The sequence below is a fragment of the Desulfurivibrio modestus genome, from assembly GCF_044068625.1.
In the GTDB taxonomy this organism is placed as follows: Bacteria; Desulfobacterota; Desulfobulbia; order Desulfobulbales; family Desulfurivibrionaceae; genus Desulfurivibrio.
This window is the reverse complement of the sequence record NZ_JBIPKH010000034.1, coordinates 1-19110: the sequence shown is the minus strand read 5'-3', so window position 1 is coordinate 19110 and position 19110 is coordinate 1. Positions and strand designations below refer to the sequence as shown.

General features: G+C 57.0%; 23 protein-coding genes and 2 pseudogenes. 5 read left to right on the top strand and 20 right to left on the bottom strand.

Going from position 1 to position 19110, the window contains the following annotated elements:
- From ACHHRT_RS13045 to ACHHRT_RS13025, 5 genes are all read right to left on the bottom strand, one after another.
- On the bottom strand, window positions 1-620 hold a 620-nt coding region (locus ACHHRT_RS13045), incomplete at its 3' end, for a glycosyltransferase family 2 protein (RefSeq protein ID WP_395500209.1).
- Complete coding sequence (locus ACHHRT_RS13040) at window positions 610-1743, bottom strand: glycosyltransferase (RefSeq protein ID WP_395500208.1); 1134 nt, start codon at window positions 1741-1743, stop codon at window positions 610-612. The genes ACHHRT_RS13045 and ACHHRT_RS13040, both read right to left, overlap by 11 nt.
- A gap of 76 nt (window positions 1744-1819) precedes the next feature.
- Window positions 1820-2215, bottom strand: coding sequence for a type II toxin-antitoxin system VapC family toxin (locus ACHHRT_RS13035; protein ID WP_395500212.1), 396 nt, complete (start codon window positions 2213-2215; stop codon window positions 1820-1822).
- Window positions 2215-2454: a type II toxin-antitoxin system Phd/YefM family antitoxin gene (locus tag ACHHRT_RS13030; protein ID WP_395500207.1), complete on the bottom strand. Its 240-nt coding sequence runs from the start codon at window positions 2452-2454 to the stop codon at window positions 2215-2217. Before ACHHRT_RS13030 ends, ACHHRT_RS13035 begins: the two co-directional genes overlap by 1 nt.
- 449 nt (window positions 2455-2903) lie before the next feature.
- Window positions 2904-3758 (bottom strand): transposase, encoded by an 855-nt coding sequence (locus ACHHRT_RS13025; protein ID WP_395500206.1) that lies wholly within the window; start codon window positions 3756-3758, stop codon window positions 2904-2906.
- A gap of 196 nt (window positions 3759-3954) precedes the next feature.
- Between ACHHRT_RS13025 and ACHHRT_RS13020 the strand changes: the two genes are divergently transcribed.
- The 4 genes from ACHHRT_RS13020 to ACHHRT_RS13005 all read left to right on the top strand — a co-directional run bounded on the left by ACHHRT_RS13020 (window position 3955) and on the right by ACHHRT_RS13005 (window position 5204).
- Window positions 3955-4236 carry a type II toxin-antitoxin system Phd/YefM family antitoxin gene (locus ACHHRT_RS13020; protein WP_395500205.1) on the top strand — a complete coding sequence of 94 codons (282 nt, stop codon included), beginning with the start codon at window positions 3955-3957 and terminating at the stop codon, window positions 4234-4236.
- Window positions 4217-4534, top strand: a complete 318-nt coding sequence (locus ACHHRT_RS13015) for a type II toxin-antitoxin system RelE/ParE family toxin (protein WP_395500204.1) — start codon at window positions 4217-4219, stop codon at window positions 4532-4534. The genes ACHHRT_RS13020 and ACHHRT_RS13015 overlap by 20 nt, the downstream gene beginning before the upstream one ends.
- 104 nt (window positions 4535-4638) lie before the next feature.
- Window positions 4639-4908 carry a type II toxin-antitoxin system ParD family antitoxin gene (locus tag ACHHRT_RS13010; protein WP_395500203.1) on the top strand — a complete coding sequence of 90 codons (270 nt, stop codon included), beginning with the start codon at window positions 4639-4641 and terminating at the stop codon, window positions 4906-4908.
- Complete coding sequence (locus ACHHRT_RS13005) at window positions 4905-5204, top strand: type II toxin-antitoxin system RelE/ParE family toxin (protein WP_395500202.1); 300 nt, start codon at window positions 4905-4907, stop codon at window positions 5202-5204. The genes ACHHRT_RS13010 and ACHHRT_RS13005 overlap by 4 nt, the downstream gene beginning before the upstream one ends.
- Window positions 5205-5258: 54 nt before the next feature.
- On the opposite strand, the gene cysC is transcribed toward ACHHRT_RS13005, so the two are convergent.
- From cysC to ACHHRT_RS12985, 4 genes and pseudogenes are all read right to left on the bottom strand, one after another.
- Window positions 5259-5882, bottom strand: a complete 624-nt coding sequence (gene cysC, locus ACHHRT_RS13000; RefSeq protein WP_395500201.1) for an adenylyl-sulfate kinase — start codon at window positions 5880-5882, stop codon at window positions 5259-5261.
- On the bottom strand, window positions 5872-7308 hold the full coding sequence (locus ACHHRT_RS12995; protein WP_395500200.1) for a mannose-1-phosphate guanylyltransferase/mannose-6-phosphate isomerase: 1437 nt from the start codon (window positions 7306-7308) through the stop codon (window positions 5872-5874). The genes cysC and ACHHRT_RS12995 overlap by 11 nt, the downstream gene beginning before the upstream one ends.
- A gap of 102 nt (window positions 7309-7410) precedes the next feature.
- Entirely contained in the window at window positions 7411-9345 is a 1935-nt protein-coding gene (locus ACHHRT_RS12990) for a glycosyltransferase (protein WP_395500211.1), read from the bottom strand.
- A 90-nt stretch (window positions 9346-9435) separates the two neighbouring features.
- Window positions 9436-9714, bottom strand: a pseudogene (locus tag ACHHRT_RS12985) (glycosyltransferase); the annotation flags it as partial.
- On the opposite strand from ACHHRT_RS12985, the gene ACHHRT_RS12980 reads away from it, so the two are divergent.
- On the top strand, window positions 9625-10071 hold the full coding sequence (locus ACHHRT_RS12980) for a hypothetical protein (protein ID WP_395500213.1): 447 nt from the start codon (window positions 9625-9627) through the stop codon (window positions 10069-10071). The pseudogene ACHHRT_RS12985 and the gene ACHHRT_RS12980 sit on opposite strands and share 90 nt — an antisense overlap.
- Window positions 10072-10265: 194 nt before the next feature.
- On the opposite strand, the gene ACHHRT_RS12975 is transcribed toward ACHHRT_RS12980, so the two are convergent.
- The 11 genes and pseudogenes from ACHHRT_RS12975 to ACHHRT_RS12925 form a co-directional block, all read right to left on the bottom strand.
- Window positions 10266-10550, bottom strand: a complete 285-nt coding sequence (locus ACHHRT_RS12975; RefSeq protein WP_395500199.1) for a type II toxin-antitoxin system RelE/ParE family toxin — start codon at window positions 10548-10550, stop codon at window positions 10266-10268.
- Entirely contained in the window at window positions 10547-10753 is a 207-nt protein-coding gene (locus ACHHRT_RS12970; protein WP_395500198.1) for a hypothetical protein, read from the bottom strand. Before ACHHRT_RS12970 ends, ACHHRT_RS12975 begins: the two co-directional genes overlap by 4 nt.
- A 127-nt stretch (window positions 10754-10880) precedes the next feature.
- A pseudogene (locus ACHHRT_RS12965) lies at window positions 10881-11231 on the bottom strand (NAD-dependent epimerase/dehydratase family protein); the annotation flags it as partial.
- Between the two features lie 34 nt (window positions 11232-11265).
- The gene (locus ACHHRT_RS12960) at window positions 11266-11466 is read right to left on the bottom strand and encodes a hypothetical protein (protein WP_395500197.1); all 201 of its coding nucleotides are present in this window, start codon (window positions 11464-11466) and stop codon (window positions 11266-11268) included.
- Window positions 11467-11563: 97 nt separating this feature from the next.
- Window positions 11564-12705 (bottom strand): IS3 family transposase gene (locus tag ACHHRT_RS12955; protein WP_395500196.1). Its coding sequence is split into 2 segments (ribosomal slippage): window positions 11564-12453 and window positions 12453-12705, totalling 1143 coding nucleotides; the frame shifts between segments, so codons are not numbered across the junction.
- A 135-nt stretch (window positions 12706-12840) separates the two neighbouring features.
- Window positions 12841-13128, bottom strand: coding sequence for a YhcH/YjgK/YiaL family protein (locus ACHHRT_RS12950; protein WP_395500210.1), 288 nt, complete (start codon window positions 13126-13128; stop codon window positions 12841-12843).
- Window positions 13125-14468: a hypothetical protein gene (locus ACHHRT_RS12945; RefSeq protein ID WP_395500195.1), complete on the bottom strand. Its 1344-nt coding sequence runs from the start codon at window positions 14466-14468 to the stop codon at window positions 13125-13127. Before ACHHRT_RS12945 ends, ACHHRT_RS12950 begins: the two co-directional genes overlap by 4 nt.
- Window positions 14465-14896, bottom strand: coding sequence for a hypothetical protein (locus tag ACHHRT_RS12940; protein ID WP_395500194.1), 432 nt, complete (start codon window positions 14894-14896; stop codon window positions 14465-14467). Before ACHHRT_RS12940 ends, ACHHRT_RS12945 begins: the two co-directional genes overlap by 4 nt.
- Window positions 14897-15055: 159 nt before the next feature.
- A complete protein-coding gene (gene fcl, locus ACHHRT_RS12935; protein ID WP_395500193.1) occupies window positions 15056-16021 on the bottom strand; it encodes a GDP-L-fucose synthase in 966 nt (321 codons plus the stop codon).
- Between the two features lie 9 nt (window positions 16022-16030).
- A complete protein-coding gene (gmd, locus tag ACHHRT_RS12930) occupies window positions 16031-17119 on the bottom strand; it encodes a GDP-mannose 4,6-dehydratase (RefSeq protein WP_395500192.1) in 1089 nt (362 codons plus the stop codon).
- A 43-nt stretch (window positions 17120-17162) separates the two neighbouring features.
- Window positions 17163-19110, bottom strand: a 1948-nt coding sequence (locus tag ACHHRT_RS12925; protein ID WP_395500191.1) for an FkbM family methyltransferase, incomplete at its 5' end; no start/stop codon positions are given.

Sequence of the window (19110 nt, the reverse complement as noted above, 5' to 3'; positions counted from 1 at the left end):
GGATTTTGAGAATAAACGGCATGAGCACCGGGGTAGGCCGCGATCTCCTCGCAAATACGGGCAAGCTGCAGCCACAAACCCCAATCCTGGCCCCTTCTAACTTCCGGCATGAATCTTTTACCCAACGCTTCACTGTCATACATGGCGGTCAGACAACCGATGGGGCACCCCTCCAGCAGCTGGCGGTACGAAAGCCGGTCGGGAGGCTGAAAAAGCTTACGCTCTTCAGCGGCAGCGCCGTTGGCAATATAGTAGGCACCGTAACTGAACCGAATTCGGTTCTGCTCCATAAAGGCAACCTGGCTCGCCAGTTTTTCCGGCAACCAGAAGTCATCGGCATCGAGAAAGGCCACAAACCGGCCGGCTGCCGCTTCGATCCCCAGGTTCCTGGCCCGACCCGCCCCGGAATTACGCTGCAAACGCAGGGTCTTAATCTGCCCGTTGCCCTCCGCCGCCAGCCGGGCAACAATTTCAGCCGTGCCGTCAACGGAAGCGTCGTCGATGATTATATGCTCCCAGTCGGTAAAGGACTGGGCAACCACGGACTCATGACAGCGCTCGATGGCGGCAGCCGCGTTATGGGCCGGGGTAATAACCGAAACCAAGGGCCTACGCCGCATTCTTAGCCCTCCGGTGACACAGTTCCTGGTAAAATTTGATCAACTTTTGCCCTTCCCGTTCCCAGTTATAGATAGTTCGCACCAACTCCCGGCCTCTCCTGCCCATCGCCAGGGCCTCTTCGGGATGACCCCGCAGCCAGTCCAGGGCCTTGCCCACCGCCTCGGGATCTTCCGGATCAACACACAGACCCACGCCATTATCCACAATCAACTTGCGCCATCCGGGGAAATCCGAAGCAACAATGGGCAGCCCGGCCGCCATATATTCGAAAAACTTGGTCAGCTCCTTCTCCCGATAATGAGGGGTGTCGGGAAAAAGGGCCAACCCCGCCAGCCAGTCCTGGCTACGATATGCCGCCATAATCTCCTTGAACGGGATATAACTGCCAACCCCGGTCAACCGCAAGCTGGAAGCCGCGTCGCCCGCCTCCAGCCGCATGGCCGCCGCCAGGCCAGGCGGGCAAAGGCCGACTGAGCAGACGGTAAAATCCGGGCGGCACCGGGCCAAACGCGCCAACTGCAAAGCCCCCCGGTCCAGCGAAAGATTACCGGTGTACAAAACCCTGTTTGCCTGGGAATTAAAGGCTGGCCCGCAAGCCAGCAGGCTCAGCCTTGGATAGTTCAAAACCGGCAGAGCGGCGGGAAAACGCCGGGCATAATACTTTTCGGCAATAACCGGGTAAAAAAGCCTGGCGGCCCAACATTCCACCGCTCCCGCCACCCGAGCAGCCAACAGCCCCAAAATACCAGGCAGATATTTTTTCTGCCGCAAAGAAGTAAGGTAATCTTCATGGATATCATAGACCACCGGCCGTCGCTTGGCGAGCAAAAGCCAAGCCCAAGGAAGCAACTCGGGATCATGGAGATGGTAGATATCGGCATCCAGACGCCAGGCCCGAATGATCGCCCGGGGGGCGGTAACGAATATTCGCCGCAAGCGGCAACGGTTACCCGGCGCAACGGGAATCACCGTTACCCCGTCATGGCCGGTTGCCGACAGGTCACCGGTGACCAGAGTGGCGCGCCAGCCCGCTGCCAGCACCTCGGCCAACTGCTTGCCTCGGATACGCGGATCATCGGCATGATGCACCGAGCTTACATGGACTATATGCCTGCTTGTCAAATTGCACTCATTGTTGGATTCAACCTTAACACACTGTCCGAAAATTGGAGACCACCTCTAAGGCTGCCTGCAGAAGTTACCAAACGGTCAAGACATGCTCGTAAGCAAGAATTTTCCGGTCACAGGTCAGCAAAGGCACACCCAGCCGGCGGGCCAGGGAGATGATAATCCGATCGGCAGGATCTTTGTGGAAATCACCGGGCAACTGGGTACTGGCAATGGCATCGACCGGCGACAGGGGCTCAATAACGGTTGCCGGATAGCTTGCGGCCAATTCGAACCAGCGGTTTATTTCCATGGGAATTTTGAGCTTGCCGTTTTGCACCTTGACCGCAACTTCCCAAACGGCAATAGACGAAATAACCATGGTGCCTGATTTCTGCTGCTGCCGGATCAACTTCCCCGCAGCGGTTGACAGCCGGGAAGGGTCATGAAGCCACCAGAGCCAGACATGGGTATCTAAGACAATCACTATTCCAGCGCCTCCCACTGGCCGGGGTCGGGTTCATCAAAGTCATCGGCGATGGAAATTCCCACCTTCCGCAACGGAAATTGTGCCGATTCATCCCGGGACTCGTCCGGGGGAATTGGAGTCAACCGGGCCACCGGCTTGCCTTTGCGGCTGATAACGATGGTTTCATGGCGAATGGCAACATCGTCAAGCAATGAGGGCAATATGCTGCGGGCGGCTGAGACCGAAAGAGTTTTCATAAGTCACCTTTGCGGAAGTTTTGTGTACATCATACCATGTACAACTTTCGAGTGGAAACTTTTTTAGCCCCATTGGCGCCTGACTGCGGCGGAGATCATGAGCCCGTTGCGGGCAATGGCGACGGGACAGGCCTGGATTTCATCGAGGAAGAGCAGAGGATCCCGGCTGGAGATGCTCTATTTCCAGAGAGGGGTGACCTCAGGTTATGAGTGATTATCGACTGATCATCTCACCGGTTGCTCACGATGACCTGAGAGGCATTTATCAATTTGGCCTGCGCAACTGGGGGTCAAACAAGTCCTCAAGATATCTCGAGAATCTAAAAGAACGGTTTTGGGCGCTGACTGAACAGCCTCTCCTCCAGGCATGATGGGGGTCGCATGATGGGGGTCAGATGGGGGTCCAGATGGGGGTCAGGTCTTGAAATCAATACTTTTGCTGCCGAAAATCAGCTTGGCTGACCTGCCTTGGCAAAAGCTTTGCTGACGGTGTTGTAATGCAAACCGAGATATACGGCAATCTCTTTCAGGGTATAGCCGTGGGCAAGATGCGCCTGCCGGATCAGAGCGTTTCGTTCGGCCTTGCCGCCACAGCCGGCAAACAACTCGACCAGTGAAGGACGGCCTGCATACCGTTGCAGCCTGGGAATCTCGTCGGCAAGCTGGGCGTCGCCGAGCATTTTGCCGGCTTGCTCAACAAAAGTTGCGGAGCCCAAGAATATCTGTCCCGTAAGCTTTGCCCATGGCCGCTGAATCTGTTTCCCTTCCCCAACAAAACTGCGATATGCCTCCCGCGCCTTGGCCTTTGTCCCGGCAAACTGGGCAAGAATCCAGTTGGTGGTCAAGAAATCAGGCGCTTTCCCTTCGCTGATCGTGCCCCGATAGCTGCTCCATGGCCAATGTTCAGGCCCGGTCACCATCCCGGCGGCAACCGGGTTGAGGACGATATAGCGGCACAGCTCCAGAAGGTGCGCCTCTTTCTCGATTAGCACCGCCTTGTAACGGCCCTGAAAAACATGCCCGGTCACGCCGTGGTTGCGGTTGTAAGCCTGGGTGTAAACCCCGTTCAGCATGCGCATGCCAAGGGATAGATTGGGCTCGGGGGTTTCCAGCAAAAGGTGGTAATGGTTGCCCATGAGGCAGTAGGCATGACAGAGCCAGTGGTAGCGGCCGACCGTGGCCCCCAGGATGGCCAGGAATTTCTCCCGGTCAGCATCGTCGGCAAAGATGGCCTGCCGGGCATTGCCCCGCGCGGTGACATGATAAACCGCCCCAGGATATTCCAATCGTAAAGGTCGCGCCATGGTGACATCCTATCAGCATAAAGGCTGCTTTTCAAGACCTGACCCCACTTTTCTTGCACTTTTCTGCACTTTTCACACTTTTCATTGATGCGGCTCTTTTCCAGTTTGAAGAGGGCTGCGGCCAAAAGGCGACTTGATAAAATTCGAATTCGGGCCTATATTAAGGGCACAATTCAATCCTAGATGGAGGACGGCCATGAAAAATTTTCAAGTCTCAGAAGATATTGTTTCCCTGTCAGATTTCAAAAATCAAGCCTCCAAGATGCTGCATCAGATGCAACATTCGCAGAGGCCAATCATCATTACTCAGAATGGAAAACCTGCCGGGGTGCTTATCTCACCGGCCGAGTTTGACCTTTTTTCCGAGCGAAGCCGGTTTATTCAGGCTGTCCAAGGTGGCCTGGGCGATGTAGCACAGGGGCGCGTTGTGGCCGACGAAGATCTGGACAGAGTTCTTGATGAAGCTCCAATGGTCTGATACGGCAGTTCGGGACTTGATCTCTATCCGGCGTTATATTGCCGAGGATAAACCTACGGCAGCAAAGACCTGGGTCGAGCGTCTCAAGTCCAGGGCGAAAAATGCCAGGCATTCCCCTTGGTCTGGGCGAATAGTGCCGGAGTTAGCCAATGAAAACATTCGTGAATTCATCGAAGGGCGCTACCGCATTGTCTATCAGGTACACGAAAATCATGTTTCAATCTTAACAGTTTTTGAAGCGCATCGACTTTTCCCAACAGAGACGAGCACTACAGGGGCTGGAAAAAATGCCTATTAAGTTAATAAACTAACTCCGTCCCCTTGAGCCTGCGAATACAAACATTGACAATATTTGTATGCAGTACTATTCTGTGGCTACAATCTTTCGATAAGGAGGGAGCCATGCACATCTCTTTGACCCCGGAATTGGAATCACGAATTAAAGCCAAGGTTGAAAGCGGTCTTTACAACAACTCCAGCGAGGTTATCCGGGAGGCGTTACGTTTTATGGATACCCACGAGGAGTGGATCCTCGAAATCAAACTCGCTCGCCTGCGCGAGCAACTCAAAATTGGTGTAGATCAACTTGAGCGGGGGCAAGGGGTCACCATTGAATCCAAGGAAGATCTGGATAGCCTGTTTGATGCCGTTCGGGGTGACCTCAGGTTATGAGTGATTATCGACTGATCATCTCACCGGTTGCTCACGATGACCTGAGAGGCATTTATCAATTTGGCCTGCGCAACTGGGGGTCAAACAAGTCCTCAAGATATCTCGAGAATCTAAAAGAACGGTTTTGGGCGCTGACTGAACAGCCTCTCCTCGGCATTGAACGTATTGAGCTTTTACCTGGAATGCGAAGCTTCCCGGTTGGAGGTCACATTGTATTTTATCAGGTGCGGTCCAAACAAATCGAGATTATCCGCGTATTGCATGGCAGACAGGATCCAAACCGGCACATAAAATAGTGCAAATGTCTCCTCCAACAACTTTGCCGCCGAATCCCATGTGGATCGAACCTCTCAATCAATAACCCCTTTCCGGCGCAGCAGGTCGATGATCTGCTCCACGCACTCTTCCACCGTGGCGGTGCCGGTGTTCAGGTGCAGGGCCGGGTTGGTCGGCGGTTCGTAGGGGGATGAGATGCCGGTGTAGTTTTTGATCAGGCCGGCTCGGGCCTTTTTGTACATTCCTTTTACGTCGCGCTGTTCGCAGATCTCCAGCGGGGTGTCGCAGAAGATTTCCAGCATGTTTTCCGCCCCCACGATCTCCCGCACCTTCTGCCGGTCTTTTTCCAGGGGGGAGATGAAGGCGGTCAGGGCCAGCACCCCGGCTTCCAGGAAGAGGTTGACCATTTCGGCAATGCGACGGATGTTTTCGGTCCGATCTTCCGGGCTGAAGCTTAGATCACTGCATAAACCGTGACGCACGTTGTCGCCATCGAACACAAAGGTGCGCACCCCCAGGCCATGCAACCGTTCCTCCACGGCGTGGGCCAAAGTCGATTTGCCGGAACCGGAAAGGCCGGTGAACCACAAGTTCACCACCCGGTGGCCGTTTTGCTCTTCCCGCCGCCGGCGGGTTACGGTGGCCTGGTGCCAGACCACGTTATTGTCGGCAGGGGGAAGTTTATCTTCAACGACCATACTTGTCCTCCAAACGGACGATGTCGTCCTCGCCCAGGTAGCTGCCGGACTGCACCTCGATCAGCTCCAGGGTAATCTTGCCGGGATTTTCCAGGCGGTGGGATGAGCCCAAGGGGATGTAGGTGGACTGGTTTTCGCTGAGCAGCATAACCTGGTCATCGCAAGTTATCCGGGCCGAACCCTTAACCACGATCCAGTGTTCGGCCCGGTGGTAATGGTGCTGCAAGGAAAGGCTGGCGCCGGGCTTGACGGTGATCCGCTTTACCTGGAAACGTTCATCCATGGCCAGGCCCTCGTAAGTGCCCCAGGGCCGGTGTACCTCCCGGTGCAGGCGGGATTCCTCCCGGTTTCTGGCCTTCAACTGCTCAACCACCGCTTTAACATCCTGATCCCGCTCCCGGTGGGCCACCAGCACCGCGTCGGCGGTCTCTACCACCACCAGGTCCTCCACCCCTACGGCGGCCAGCAAACGCTGGTCGGCATGAAGATAGCAATTGCGGCTGTCGGTTATCAGCACATCGCCCCGGCAAACGTTGCCCTGTTCGTCACACTCGCCCACCGCCAGCAGGGCCGACCAGGAACCGACATCGGACCAGCCAGCCTCGGGCAAGGGCACCACCGCCGCCGCCGCAGTTTTTTCCATCACCGCATAATCGATGGAATCCGCCGGGCAAGCGGCAAATTCCGCCGCGCCGGGGCGAATGAAATCCAAATCCCGCGCCGCCCCGGCCCAGGCCCGGCGACAGGCCGCCAGCATCTCGGGGGCCAGACGTTCCAACTCGGCCAACCAGACCGAAGCCCGCGTTAAAAACATGCCACTGTTCCAGAAATAGCCCCCCGCCGCCAAATACTGCTCGGCGGTGGCGCGCTCCGGCTTTTCGACAAAACACTCCACCTTGCGGGCCGCCATGGGGTGGGCGTCCGGTTGATTGCCCAGCGCCAACTCTTCCCCGGCCTTGATATAGCCATAACCGGTTTCCGGCCCGGTGGGGACGATACCGAAGGTCACCAGATGTTTCTTCTCGGCCAAAGGCACGGCAACTTCCAAAGCCGCCGCCAACACTTCCGGCCGGCTAAACAGATGATCCGCCGGCAGCACCAGCAACAGCGGATCATCACCACCCTCCGTAGCCTGCAAAGCGGCCATCGCCAAGGCCGGAGCGGTGTTACGGCCGCAGGGTTCCAGGATAATCCCCCCCGGCTCCAACCCCACCTGGCGCAACTGTTCGGCCACCAGAAAACGATGGGCCTCGTTGCAAACCACCAGCGGCGCCCCCACCCCGGCAAAACCCGCCACCCGCAACGCGGTTTCCTGCAGCATGGTGCGCTCGCCGGCCAGCGGCAAAAACTGCTTGGGATACAACTCCCGAGAAAGCGGCCAGAGCCGGGTGCCCGAACCGCCGGATAAAATAACCGGAACAATCATCAATACCCTCCCTTACTCTAGTTAACTAATTAACCGATTGGTGGGGACAGATTTGGAATCTGTCCCCACCATCCTGCCTTACGACTTCCTCACATGCCAGGCTCATGGAAAACGCCAGCGCAAGCTTTGCGCCGTTTTGCGGGCATTGGCGGCCATGGAACCTTTGCCCTCTGAGGACAAAGCCAGACAGCGACGTACGATTTGGGCCAGCTCTTCGCTGTTGCCATAGGTGAAACCATTCCAACCATCCGCAACGTAAGCAGGAATGGTACCCAGGCGCGGAGCGATTACCGGCACGCCCCAGGTGAAAGCTTGAAACAGGGTGCCCGAGGTTAAAATTTTACGGTAGGAGAGAAAAATAAAATCCGCCGCTGCCCCGTAGGCTGCCAAATCGGCTTCGGGCACAAACTCGTCCCGCACAATTAACCGTTCTCCGACCCGAGCGGCGATTATTTCACTTACCTCCGGGGTTGAAACCTGGCCGGCCAGCATAAATTTCAGTCGTGGTTCAGCGTCCAGCATGTTCAACAAGTGGGGAAGCCACAACTGCAAGTCTTTATATGGTCGCACCTGCCCGAAATGGAACAAAAGCAGATCCTCATCTCGCAGCCTCAACTCCTGCCGCACCGCCTCACGCCGCACCCCCCCGGGAACATCCGTGCCGTTATTGCCGTGCTCGGCCAAACGCAATTTGAGGTCCGGCGACAGCCAGTCAACCAGATCCACCACCATGGGGTGATGCAGATAAACCCGGTCCGCCAACTCAAAAAAAGACCGGCGCAAGGACCGCTCCCCGACGGGATCGACGCAACGGTGGCTTAACTCGTTATGCACGGTCCAGTAAAGCTTGAACCCCCGCGCCTTGAGTTTTTTGATCAAGCCCAGTAAAGACTCCGCCGCCCCGGCAAACTCCGCTTGCCTCGCATTTTTTTCCCAGGCCGCATCCAGCCAGTGGATATGAAGAATATTGTCTCGCCCGACTTTCGGCCAAATCGCTGCCAACTCGGTCAGTTTTTTAACTCCCTGTACCATACCTCCAGATTGCACTATCCCCCGATAAAGCAACTTCTGGTAGGCATTGCGGGTATAGTCCGGGAAGTACCAGAGATTGATCTTGCCGCCATGTGCTGCTTCGTCCCCGGCCACTTGCATGTGGCCTAACTTCCGCACCATACCCGGCAGGGGCACGGTAAAGCGATAAACATCCGCCAGGGCCGACCAAAAGGCAACCGGGTTCTGTTGCTTCACCATCTGCAACAGAGCGTTTTCCCCAACTTCATCCCCCAGTCGACGGCACAGAAAGGCCAGAGCAACCAACCAACTCCAGTCCCGGCTGCAAACATTACCATCCACCAAAGCGCCCTGCAAAACGTTGATGGCCAAGCCGTTTTGGGGTCCTTCCCAGTCCGGCTGATGCAACAGGTCGATAATGAAACGGAGAATAGCCGAGGACAGGGGGGCGGATTGCAACGTGGGTAGGGGACAGATTTGAAATCTGTCCCCGAAGTGCGCCGGTTGTTCGGGGACACCGAAATAATGCCGTCCATATTGCTGCAATAATTGCCGGCCGGTATCGCCACCCGGGGACAGATTTGAAATCTGTCCCCTATTCTGTACGAGCCATAAGCCAACCATTTCCAACCAGGCCCCGCAGCGGGCCAGCTCCGGCATGACGGCCAGTTCCAGGCCCAGGGGCCGAGCAGCCGTACCCGCCGGTGGCGGTTGTTGCCGGTACAGATGGCCATATTCGGTCAAAATGCGGCGGTCAAAGGTGGCAGTCGCGTTTTCCCGGCGCCAGTAAGAACCCTCATCCTTCAGGTACAATCCCAACGGGCGGGCCAAATGACGAAAGCGCCCCCCGCTTCGCCCCACCCGTAGCCAGAACTCCCAGTCCGCCGAAGGGCCGTAAGCCCGTTCGTTGAACCAGCCGTGGGCGGCATGCAAACCCCGGCGCCAAACCGGCATACAGTGGGGCAAATTCCGGGAAGCCAGGCCGTCTTTGGTCTCCTTGAACAAGCCATCGCCGCCATAAGCCAAATCCCCCAGCCCGGCAAACCAGGTGGGACAAGCAGCGGAGTCTTCCCAATTCATGTTCGGGGTTTGGCTGACGCGCAAAGCCGTGCCGACCGCCGCAAGCTCCGGCCGGGCCTCCAGTTCCCGGCTTAGCACCGCAAGCTGTTCCGGCGCCCGCCGGTCATCAAGATTGGCGTTGGAAAGATAACGCCCGGTGGCCAGCCTGGCCCCCAGGTTCCACACTTCATACAGGCCGGGGTCGGCGGGCAGGTTGATATAAACCGCACCGGGCCAACGCCTAGCATGGGCCAGCAGAAGCTCGTGCTCCTTACCGCTGGAACCGGGCCGGATCAAAAAGTGTTCACAGCGGTCATACTGCTCCAGCCCGGCCATGTTGGCCAAAAAACCCGCCACGTAGGCATCCCCGTTAAAAACCGAGGTAAGCAAGCTGACCAGCCGATCGGCCGGCTGCACCTGCCGCTGAAACTCTTTATGCTCTTGCCGCGCATCGGCATCGGCAACGGCCAGCGTTACCAACATGGCAGCCAACTCTTCTTTCAGATCCGGGCGGGTAAGCAAAAACCAGTAAAGGCGGGGTTCAAGCAGGAAGGGCCAAACCTCAGGCTCAACAAACAGGCGGGGAAAACGGCGCACCAGCTTGGCAGAAAGCACGGCGGAACCGCTAAGATAAGCAAACGTTTCGGCAGCATCCGGTACCGGCAGGTCGTCATCACTCAAACGCAGCCATGAATACCCCGGACTAAACCGCCGATCGGCCAAAACCGCACGCACGGACTCGGCCAAATCCCCCCGCCCCACCAGCACATCCACCGGTAACCGGCCATGCTCCACCAGCAAACGAACCAGCCAAAGCCAAGCAAGCTGCCCCCCCGGCGTCAGCCGCCGCAGACTCAACAGCAGTTCATGCTTATGCCGACCGCCGCCTAACACTGTTGCAAACGATCTTGAGACATATGCCAAACACGCAGGATCTCAATGGCATCATCCCTGACCGCATAAACCAGCAGATATGGCGTGCTGCGCACCAGCCACTCGCGGGTTTCTTCATCCTCACCCACCCGACCGATCATGGGGAACTTAAGCAGATTATCAGCCGCATCCAGTACCCGCTGAGCAACCTTTCGAGCCACTTCCGGGTTTTCTTGCGCTATGTAATCGTGAGCCTGCTCGAAGTCCTGCAAGGCAAGCCTGGTCCAGCGCAATTTCAAGCTTTTACCCCGTACTTGGCAAAAACCCGGCTTACATCCGCCGCATCGGCAAACTCACCATTTTCGGCAGCTTTTTTGCCCTCAGCGACAGCCTGCCGAAAACGTATCCTCTCAATAACATCTTCCCAGGTTGCCTTTTCCGGTAGTTGCTCGGCAATGGTATGCAAGGCTACCCGAATATCCACCGCAGATGAATTCTCCATGCCACTATCCCCAAATTCGCAGGTATGCTACTTCATGATTGGTGCAATGGTTGTATTCTACCCAGCCGGCAAAGAGTGGTCAACCGCGGAAGCGATCCTGGTTGGCCAGGAACCAGCGGTAGGCGTCTTGCAGGGGGCCGGTGAGCAAAACCTCCTCGGCCATGGGCTGGGGGGCCAGCTTGGGGTAAATACAGGAAGAACCCAGAAAGAGCAGCTTATCCACCCCGGCGGCATGGGCGGCCTGGATGATGTTGCACTCCACCATCAGGTTGTCGTAGATAAACTCGGCGGGATAGGTGTTGTTGGCATGAATCCCGCCCACCTTGCTCGCCGCCATATAAACCTGGTCAAGCTGCTCGGCCCGAAAAAACGCCGCCACCGCAGCCTGATCAACCAAATCCAACTCGGCCCGGGTACGGCCGATTACCTCACAGCCGCCCAAGTCCTCCAGCCAGCTAACAATGGCCGACCCAACCATCCCCCGATGGCCGGCTCGGCGGGCGGCAATTTCATCAGTCGTTAAACAGAAGTACTTTTTTACGCTCGTTGATATCTTCCTTGGTGGCAAAATGCCCACACTGAACCAACACATTGCCGGTAGCCGCAAGGCTGGCGGCCTTACGCCGCAAGGCCCGCCGCTCCTTATCACCATGAACCGGCGGTTTGGGCGGAATCATGGCCATGATGTCTCTTAATGTGATCTTCATAATCATCTGCCCCCTTTTTTCCAGATCTTAAAGTGGTCGGGGTTAGTGAGACAACCTGCGGTGTGAAATAAGCAATGCCCCGTGGTTGTTGATATTGTCGGCTTCAGGCAGCCTTTTTTAGTTCTTCAAGACCCAGGAAAAACGCCTCATCGGGGGTCAAATTGGCAAGAGCGGTGTGTGGCCGATCCTGGTTGTAGAAGGTAAACCATATTTTCAGGTCTTTGCAAAGCTCAACTCCGGTTTCATAGACTTTCAGGTAGATCCTTTCGTATTTCAAGGAGCGCCAGAGTCGTTCGATAAAGATGTTGTCCTTGAACCGCCCCTTGCCGTCCATGCTGATTTTGACGCCGGCGGCCTTGAGTACGGAGGTGAACGCCTCGCTGGTAAACTGGCACCCTTGATCGGTGTTGAAGATTTCGGGGGTGCCGTATTGGCGAATCGCCTCTTTCAGGGCATCGACACAGAAGCGGGTATCCAGGGTGTTGGATACCCGCCAGGACAGCACCTTCCTGGTCGCCCAGTCCATGATGGCGATCAGATACATAAACCCCTTGTGCATGGGAATGTAAGTGATGTCGGTTGCCCAGACTTGGTTGGGCTGGTCAATGGTCAGTCCCCGCAACAGGTAGGGATAGACCGGGTGTCTGGGCTGCCGCCTGCTGGTGCCGGGCTTGGGCGCCAGGGATTCGACGCCCATGATCCGCATCAGACGACGAATCCGGTCGCGGCCTACAGCCTGCTCCGGCGTTGTCAGCTTGGTTGATAAAGTTCGGCTCCCCATCCAGGGATGCTCCAGGTAGAGCTTGTCGATTCGGTCCATCAGTTCCAGGTCGCCAGCTCTCAGGCCCAAAGCCGGACCACGGTAGAAGCTGGCCCGGGGGAGGCCGAGGAGTTGGCAACGTTTTTCAACGGAAATTTCAGAACCAGCCATGGTGGTCACCTGCTGCTTCTGCGCCCGGTCAAGTTCAGACCGGGCAGATGAGCTAAAAAATCGTTCTCAACCTTGAGCTTGCCGATTAGACGGTGAAGCTCGGCCACTTGGGCCTCATGGTTGACGGCTTGCTTCTTGCCCTTGCCGAAGAGCTGGACGGCGTTTTCGATGATCTCTTGTTTCCAGCGGGTGATCTGGGTCGAGTGAACTTTATACTCACTCGAAATCTCGGCCAGGGTCTTTGCCTCGGTCAGGGCGGCCAAAGCAACCTTGGCCTTAAATTCTGCGCTGTGACGTGTGCGGTTTTGCGACATGAACCTTCTCCTTTTTTAAGTTCGGTTCATTGCTTACACTCCTGTCTCAAAAACCGCTACCACTTCAATGCCGCTAACCGAGCTGACCCTTGCCTCGGAAAGCGTCAGCAAAAATGCCGTCAACCGCGGAAGCAATCATGGTTTTGCAGGAACCAGCCCTCCAGAGTTCATGGCACACGAGACCAGCTTGCGTCGCAGCTTAACAACAACTTTCCTTACCAGCTCAGGCTTGCCGGCGGTCATCAGCTTGGGCATATGCGCGTCATCCGGGTACAGAACTGTAAAAAAACCAGGAAAGTTACTGACCCGAGCAGATGCAATACCCGGCCGGTAGTAGAAGGTACGATCCCTATGGCCGGATCCTGGACTTCGAACCCATGCTCGGACCGATGGTTGCCGCCGCCCATAACTCCCAGCAGTCAGGCTGCCCAGTCCTTCTCTTCCAAGGTTTCAGACGGCAGGACATGGTTGTTGACCAAAGTTGTATGCACCAGACGTGGTGAAACCTGGAAATGGCAGGCGGCATCTTCGATGGCGTCATCGTTGGGAAAAGTGCCGGGGCTGAGAAAATCCATTAACGAGACAAAAGGACAAAGCAACTCCTGGGCAAAGGAGCGCTGAAACTTCTGCCGCCAACTGCCGGCATCGGTGGCGGCATACAACCGGTCCCCGCTTTCCGCCGCCAGCAAACGGTCCCCCAGCAGCCGGCAAACCGCGAAACGCCGGCTGCTGGCCGGACGACGGTTCAACACCAGCCGCGCCTCGTGGTCATTATTATTATCCCGCATCCACACACTGTATGGCGCTGTAAACGAACTGCCAAGCCCGGCTCCAGGTTCAAGCACTTCGCCAGGCAGGTTGAGCAGTTGTGCCAACTGCTTATTCTCCAAGGGCCGACCATCCACCCCCCAGGCATGACGGACCTTCTGCGCTGCCTCGGCCCCCTTGCGCCAAGGTGCTGAACCGGCAACAAACAGCGCGGAGCGAACGGCCTGCTGGAGAAGATCAAAACCCTCAACTGCCAAGCTAACCCCGCAGGCGCTTACCGCTCCCCGCAATACCCGCAAATCGTCCAAAGCCCGCTCACGCGAAGCCGCCGCAAGCTCCTGAATCGTCCCCCAGCCGGTTTCAGCGCCGGCGCCAAGCAGACTGTCGATAAAACCGTCGGGGGACTGGTCCGGGTCGTAACCGGCCAGCGCCTCCAGACGCCGCCAGCGCGAAGCCTGCGGATCGGCCAACTCTGCGCAGACATCGCCCCAAACACTCTCCAGTTCCGTTTCCGACACCGCCATGGCCCGCAACCGGGCCAGAACTCCCTCGACAAAATCCCGCACTGCCCGCTCAAATGTCTCGGCCCCTACCCGGTGCGTGAAGTTGGCGACGTATCTCACCGGCGAAGTGCCACTCTGCACGGAGGGCTTGACCGCACAGAAAATAACCTCGCCATCTCCGGCAATCGTTATATCCGGCCAGGCGTAACCCTCACCGGCGGCCGCGATATTGTGACGCAAGCGCCAATCGGGACCAGGCACCAAGGGGGCCGGCTCCCATCGCAAACGCCACCAGTTAAGAGCCAGAAACAGAGCCAGCGGGTAAGCGGAAACAAACATCCCCTCGCGCAGGCTCCGGGCCTGGATATCCTCCAACTCGGTGGCATAACGCTCCCCGAGCCGCAGCTTCAACTCGGCAAAGGTGCTGGCTTCCGGAGAAGGCTCACCAAATGGGGGCAACCAGTCCCAAGTGAATTGGAGATCAGCCGTCATTTTTCCTGCTCTCGCCAGCGCTGCAGAACCAGCTCGGCCATTGGATCGTGTTTTTCAAGGGGATAGCCATGATAAGTGCCGCGTACCGGGTCATCACAACGAGCTTCCACTACCTGCCTCGCCTCCAATACAGCCCAAACATAGCGAGGAAAGGACTGGTCATCACTCACCAGCCCGGCCTCGACCCCACGGTGCAGCAACGCGGTGGCTTCGGCCACGGTGAAAATGCCGGTGGCATCACAAAGGCTTTTACCCGGCCGAGGTGCTGCCGGCGGAGTTAAACCAAAGTCGCCGGGCGATTTTTTGTGCAACGGGCTGCCGCAATAACGCATGGAATGCTTTAGCATTGCCGTCCGATCACCGCTAAGTTTTCCATCCAGCAACCGCCTTTTGGGATTAACCTTACGCCTCTGCAAAACTTTCACCATATCTACATCTGCTGTGGGTCGGCTTTAGCTACGCCAAGATTGTACCCGTCCGTATATGAAATTACCAGCAAACTTCATCATTCCGTTTACTCGTGTTAGTTGTAGGTGTTGTAACCGTGGCGATTGACCAGTTCGTCGCGCTCGTCGCCATCCACCATGTCAACCGCGGAAGCGATCCTGGTTGGCCAGGAACCATTGGTAGGCGTCTTGCAGGCCCTCTTCCAAGAGGATGCGGGGTTGCCAGCCCAGGGCTTTCAGTTTGGCGACATCGAGGAGTTTGCGGGGGGTGCCGTCGGGTTTGCCGCTGTCGAAAACCAGGCGGCCGGTGAAGCCGGTTACCCGGGCCACGGTTTCCGCCAGTTCGCGGATGGTGCAGTCAACCCCGGTGCCGACGTTGAGGTGGGAAAGCATGGGTTGGGTGTGGGCCTGCCAGGTTGCAGCCGGCAGGTTCATGACGTGGACGGCGGCGGCGGCCAGATCGTCCACATGGAGGAATTCCCGCTTGGGCTTGCCGCTGCCCCAAACCACCACTTCGGCGGCGCCGCTTTGTACCGCCTGGTGAAAACGGCGCAGCAGGGCGGGAATAACGTGGCTGTTTTCCGGGTGAAAATTGTCGTTGGGGCCGTAAAGGTTGGTGGGCATCACGCTGCGGTAGTCCCGGCCGTACTGGCGGTTGTAGCTCTCACAGAGCTTGATCCCGGCAATCTTGGCAATGGCGTAGGGCTCGTTGGTGGCCTCCAGGGGGCCGGTAAGCAAAACCTCCTCGGCCATGGGCTGGGGGGCCAGCTTGGGGTAAATACAGGAAGAACCCAGAAAGAGCAGTTTATCCACCCCGGCGGCGTGGGCGGCCTGGATGATGTTGCACTCCACCATCAGGTTGTCGTAGATAAACTCGGCGGGATAGGTGTTGTTGGCGTGAATCCCGCCCACCTTGGCCGCCGCCAGATAAACCTGATCAATCTGCTCGGCCCGGAAAAATTCCGCCACCGCGGTCTGATCAACCAAATCCAACTCGGCCCGGGTACGGCCGATTGCCTCACAGCCCCCCAGGGCCTCCAGCCGACGAACAACCGCCGACCCCACCATCCCCCGATGCCCGGCTACGTAGATACGCTGCTTATCCATTCCGGCCCTTTATTCGTGGTAGTTGTAGGTGCTGTAGCCGTGGCGCTTGACCAGTTCGTCGCGCTCGGCGGCCTTGAGGTCTTCCCGCACCATTTCGGCCACCAGCTCGGCAAAGCTGATCCTGGGCGACCAGCCCAGTTTTTCCCGGGCCTTGGTGGCGTCGCCCAACAAGGTTTCCACCTCGGTGGGGCGAAAATAGCGAGGATCAACGGCCACAACCACCCGCTCAGTTGCCCCGGCCAGGAAACCCTTCTCCTCCACCCCCTCGCCCTGCCAGCGGATGCTCATCCCCAACTCCCTGGCGGCGGCATCAACAAAATCCCGCACCGAGTACTGCTGGCCGCTGGCAATAACATAATCCTCCGGCTGCTCCTGCTGGAGCATCAACCACTGCATCTCGACATAATCGCGGGCATGGCCCCAGTCCCGCTTGGCGTCCAGGTTGCCCAGGTAAAGACACTCCTGCAACCCCAGCTTGATCCGGGCCAGAGCCCGGGTGATCTTACGGGTAACAAAGGTCTCGCCCCGCACCGGCGATTCGTGGTTAAACAGAATCCCGTTGCAGGCGTACATGCCGTAAGCCTCCCGGTAGTTGACCGTGATCCAGTAGGCATAGAGCTTGGCCACCGCGTAGGGGCTGCGGGGGTAGAAGGGGGTGGTTTCCTTCTGGGGGGTTTCCTGGACCAAACCAAACAACTCGGAAGTGGAGGCCTGATAAAAGCGGGTTTTATCCTTCAGGCCGAGAATCCGGATCGCCTCCAAGATCCGCAGCGCCCCCAGGGCATCGGAATCGGCGGTATATTCCGGCTCTTCAAAGGAAACCGCCACATGGCTCTGGGCCGCCAGGTTGTAGATTTCATCGGGCTGCACCCGCTGGATGATGCGGATGAGGCTGGAGGAATCGGTCATATCGCCGTGGTGGAGGATAAAATGACGGTGGGGGGTATGCGGGTCCTGGTAGAGATGGTCGATACGATCGGTGTTGAACAATGAGGTGCGGCGCTTGATACCGTGGACCTCGTATCCTTTTTCCAGAAGCAGTTCAGCCAGATAGGCCCCATCTTGGCCGGTGATGCCGGTGATCAGCGCTTTTTTCATTGTGTTTCCGTTTTACAGTTTTTTGATTGACAGGCATACGGCGCTATACGATTAAAAACGCCAGATCCCCTGGCACCTTCACCCACTGCATGCCCGACCGCCGCGCCGCCATCACCGCGTTATCGCCATACATCGGCAACGGGCGCTGCTGGCTCAGCCACAGGTAAATGCCCAGCGCCGTGGGGTACTCCCCCTCGCGGAACAGGCGGTTGGCTGTTCGGAGATCGAGGTTTTCCGCACCTTGGCGATCACGAATACTAGCCAGTGACTCGTTGATCCCCAAGTTATCGATAGTCAGCACTGCCGAACCACCACCAGGCAGGTCGATCACCTCCAACTGTAGCTTGAGCGCCGCATGTGATTGTGTAAATCGCTTGCTCAGATTTACGATCCGTGCCGCGCCCGGCGCCAGCGTAATACGCTTTGCCGTGCCTTCGTATTCCGTTTTGCCCTGCCGCCCAAGGCTAACATTCACCGTCATTGCTCGATCTGCCACCACCCGAAGGCAGCCCCCGAAGGTCCGACCCACCGGTGAACCAGGCGCATCCATGGTGGCCACCCAGATTTTTTGCTTGGCTTCGGCATGGGTATAGCGCCACTGGTTCGGCGCAAGAGCGGCAAAATGCCGTCCCGGCACCACCCGAAAGCTCCGCATCGCACAGGAGGACAGCGGCGCGGTAGCCGTCGACTGCCCAGCAGCAGCCGGTTTGAGTGGAGCAGAAGCATTCTGGGACATCTTGCCCCCGCCGACTTTCAGCACCTTTTTTATCGCCGTGACCAATGCCTGCTCGTCGATGGGATCGCGAAAAGCAAGAAGATTGCCCCAGCCCTTTGGGTCTGCCAATTCACAGGGGTAACGCACCAGGCGATTCCAATCGTGCTGGATGCCATAGCGAATGATCGGGTGCCATTCGCTTACATAAACTGTGTAACCTTTATCCACCAAAAAACGGGACAGATCGTGAAAGGTGTAGCCTAAAGGCACGGTCTTGACATCTTCAAACTCACATTCAATCACTGCCGGCTCGCCGCGTTCCCAAGGGTAACCCTGTAACACAAACAGATCATGCCCCTCGGTATCAATTTTGAGGAAATCGACCGCCGGCATCGGCTTGTCCTGGAAGAACTCCGTCAGGGTGGTGATATCGACCTTCTGCGCCTCTACATGGCTTTCGTGGAATGCCGACAAACCACTGATGCCCGTGCTTTGCTTGGAAGTAAAAAAGGAAACACCCTTCTGGGGCTGGTTGCTAACACAACGAGTATCGAGTGAAACAAAATCCTTGTTCTTATGCTTGGCGAGTCGTTCCAGCAGGTTGGAGCGGTTTTTATCGTCAGGCTCGAAGGCATAAATCCGCCAACCACGATTCAGAAAAGGAACAAGTGCAGATCCATGGTGAGCACCGACATCAATCATGGTAGTGCCGGACAGCGTATCTTGAAATAGTCTGGCGATACCGTATGTTTCATCCCAATGCGCTTTCTGTTCTCTTGAGTTTGGTCCCAACAGCGGGGCCGCCTCCGCATCATGGCTTCCACATTTTGATCCGTCCAGGCCACGAAGAAACCTTGAGAAAGCGCTCCAAGAGTTATTTAAAAAATACTTCTTACCTGCTTCTCTAGCCCGCAATCTATAACTTTCGTAGTCGGCAGCAACTTCTCTCACACCGGCGACGAGGCTCGTAGCCGAGAGCTCATCGACCACTGCACCGTTCCCAAATCTCTCGGTAAGATTGCCCAGCCATGTTCCGCGTATTACCACACATGGAATGCCAAAATACATTGCGTCGATCAGCAAACCAGAGGTACGTAAGGCAAAAGCATCTGGTGTATAGGGCAACACAACGATATCGCTTCTTGCAAAAAGCTTGAGAAACTCGTCATCCGTCAATTCGCCTTCAACGACTTCTACCCCCTCGATACCAGAAAGGGGTTTCGCTAATTCTCCGGGTGTCGAGAACGTTGGCGCGTGCCTGATAATTGGATGGTAT

Coding starts and splice junctions, on each gene's coding strand:
- ACHHRT_RS13030 (WP_395500207.1), bottom strand. CDS start 2,454: ATGAAAACTCTTTCGGTCTCAGCCGCCCGCAGCATATTGCCCTCATTG.
- ACHHRT_RS13025 (WP_395500206.1), bottom strand. CDS start 3,758: ATGGCGCGACCTTTACGATTGGAATATCCTGGGGCGGTTTATCATGTC.
- ACHHRT_RS13020 (WP_395500205.1), top strand. CDS start 3,955: ATGAAAAATTTTCAAGTCTCAGAAGATATTGTTTCCCTGTCAGATTTC.
- ACHHRT_RS13015 (WP_395500204.1), top strand. CDS start 4,217: ATGAAGCTCCAATGGTCTGATACGGCAGTTCGGGACTTGATCTCTATC.
- ACHHRT_RS13010 (WP_395500203.1), top strand. CDS start 4,639: ATGCACATCTCTTTGACCCCGGAATTGGAATCACGAATTAAAGCCAAG.
- ACHHRT_RS13005 (WP_395500202.1), top strand. CDS start 4,905: ATGAGTGATTATCGACTGATCATCTCACCGGTTGCTCACGATGACCTG.
- cysC (WP_395500201.1), bottom strand. CDS start 5,882: ATGGTCGTTGAAGATAAACTTCCCCCTGCCGACAATAACGTGGTCTGG.
- ACHHRT_RS12995 (WP_395500200.1), bottom strand. CDS start 7,308: ATGATTGTTCCGGTTATTTTATCCGGCGGTTCGGGCACCCGGCTCTGG.
- ACHHRT_RS12980 (WP_395500213.1), top strand. CDS start 9,625: ATGGGCCAGCAGAAGCTCGTGCTCCTTACCGCTGGAACCGGGCCGGAT.
- ACHHRT_RS12970 (WP_395500198.1), bottom strand. CDS start 10,753: ATGGAGAATTCATCTGCGGTGGATATTCGGGTAGCCTTGCATACCATT.
- ACHHRT_RS12960 (WP_395500197.1), bottom strand. CDS start 11,466: ATGATTATGAAGATCACATTAAGAGACATCATGGCCATGATTCCGCCC.
- ACHHRT_RS12945 (WP_395500195.1), bottom strand. CDS start 14,468: ATGACGGCTGATCTCCAATTCACTTGGGACTGGTTGCCCCCATTTGGT.
- ACHHRT_RS12940 (WP_395500194.1), bottom strand. CDS start 14,896: ATGGTGAAAGTTTTGCAGAGGCGTAAGGTTAATCCCAAAAGGCGGTTG.
- fcl (WP_395500193.1), bottom strand. CDS start 16,021: ATGGATAAGCAGCGTATCTACGTAGCCGGGCATCGGGGGATGGTGGGG.
- gmd (WP_395500192.1), bottom strand. CDS start 17,119: ATGAAAAAAGCGCTGATCACCGGCATCACCGGCCAAGATGGGGCCTAT.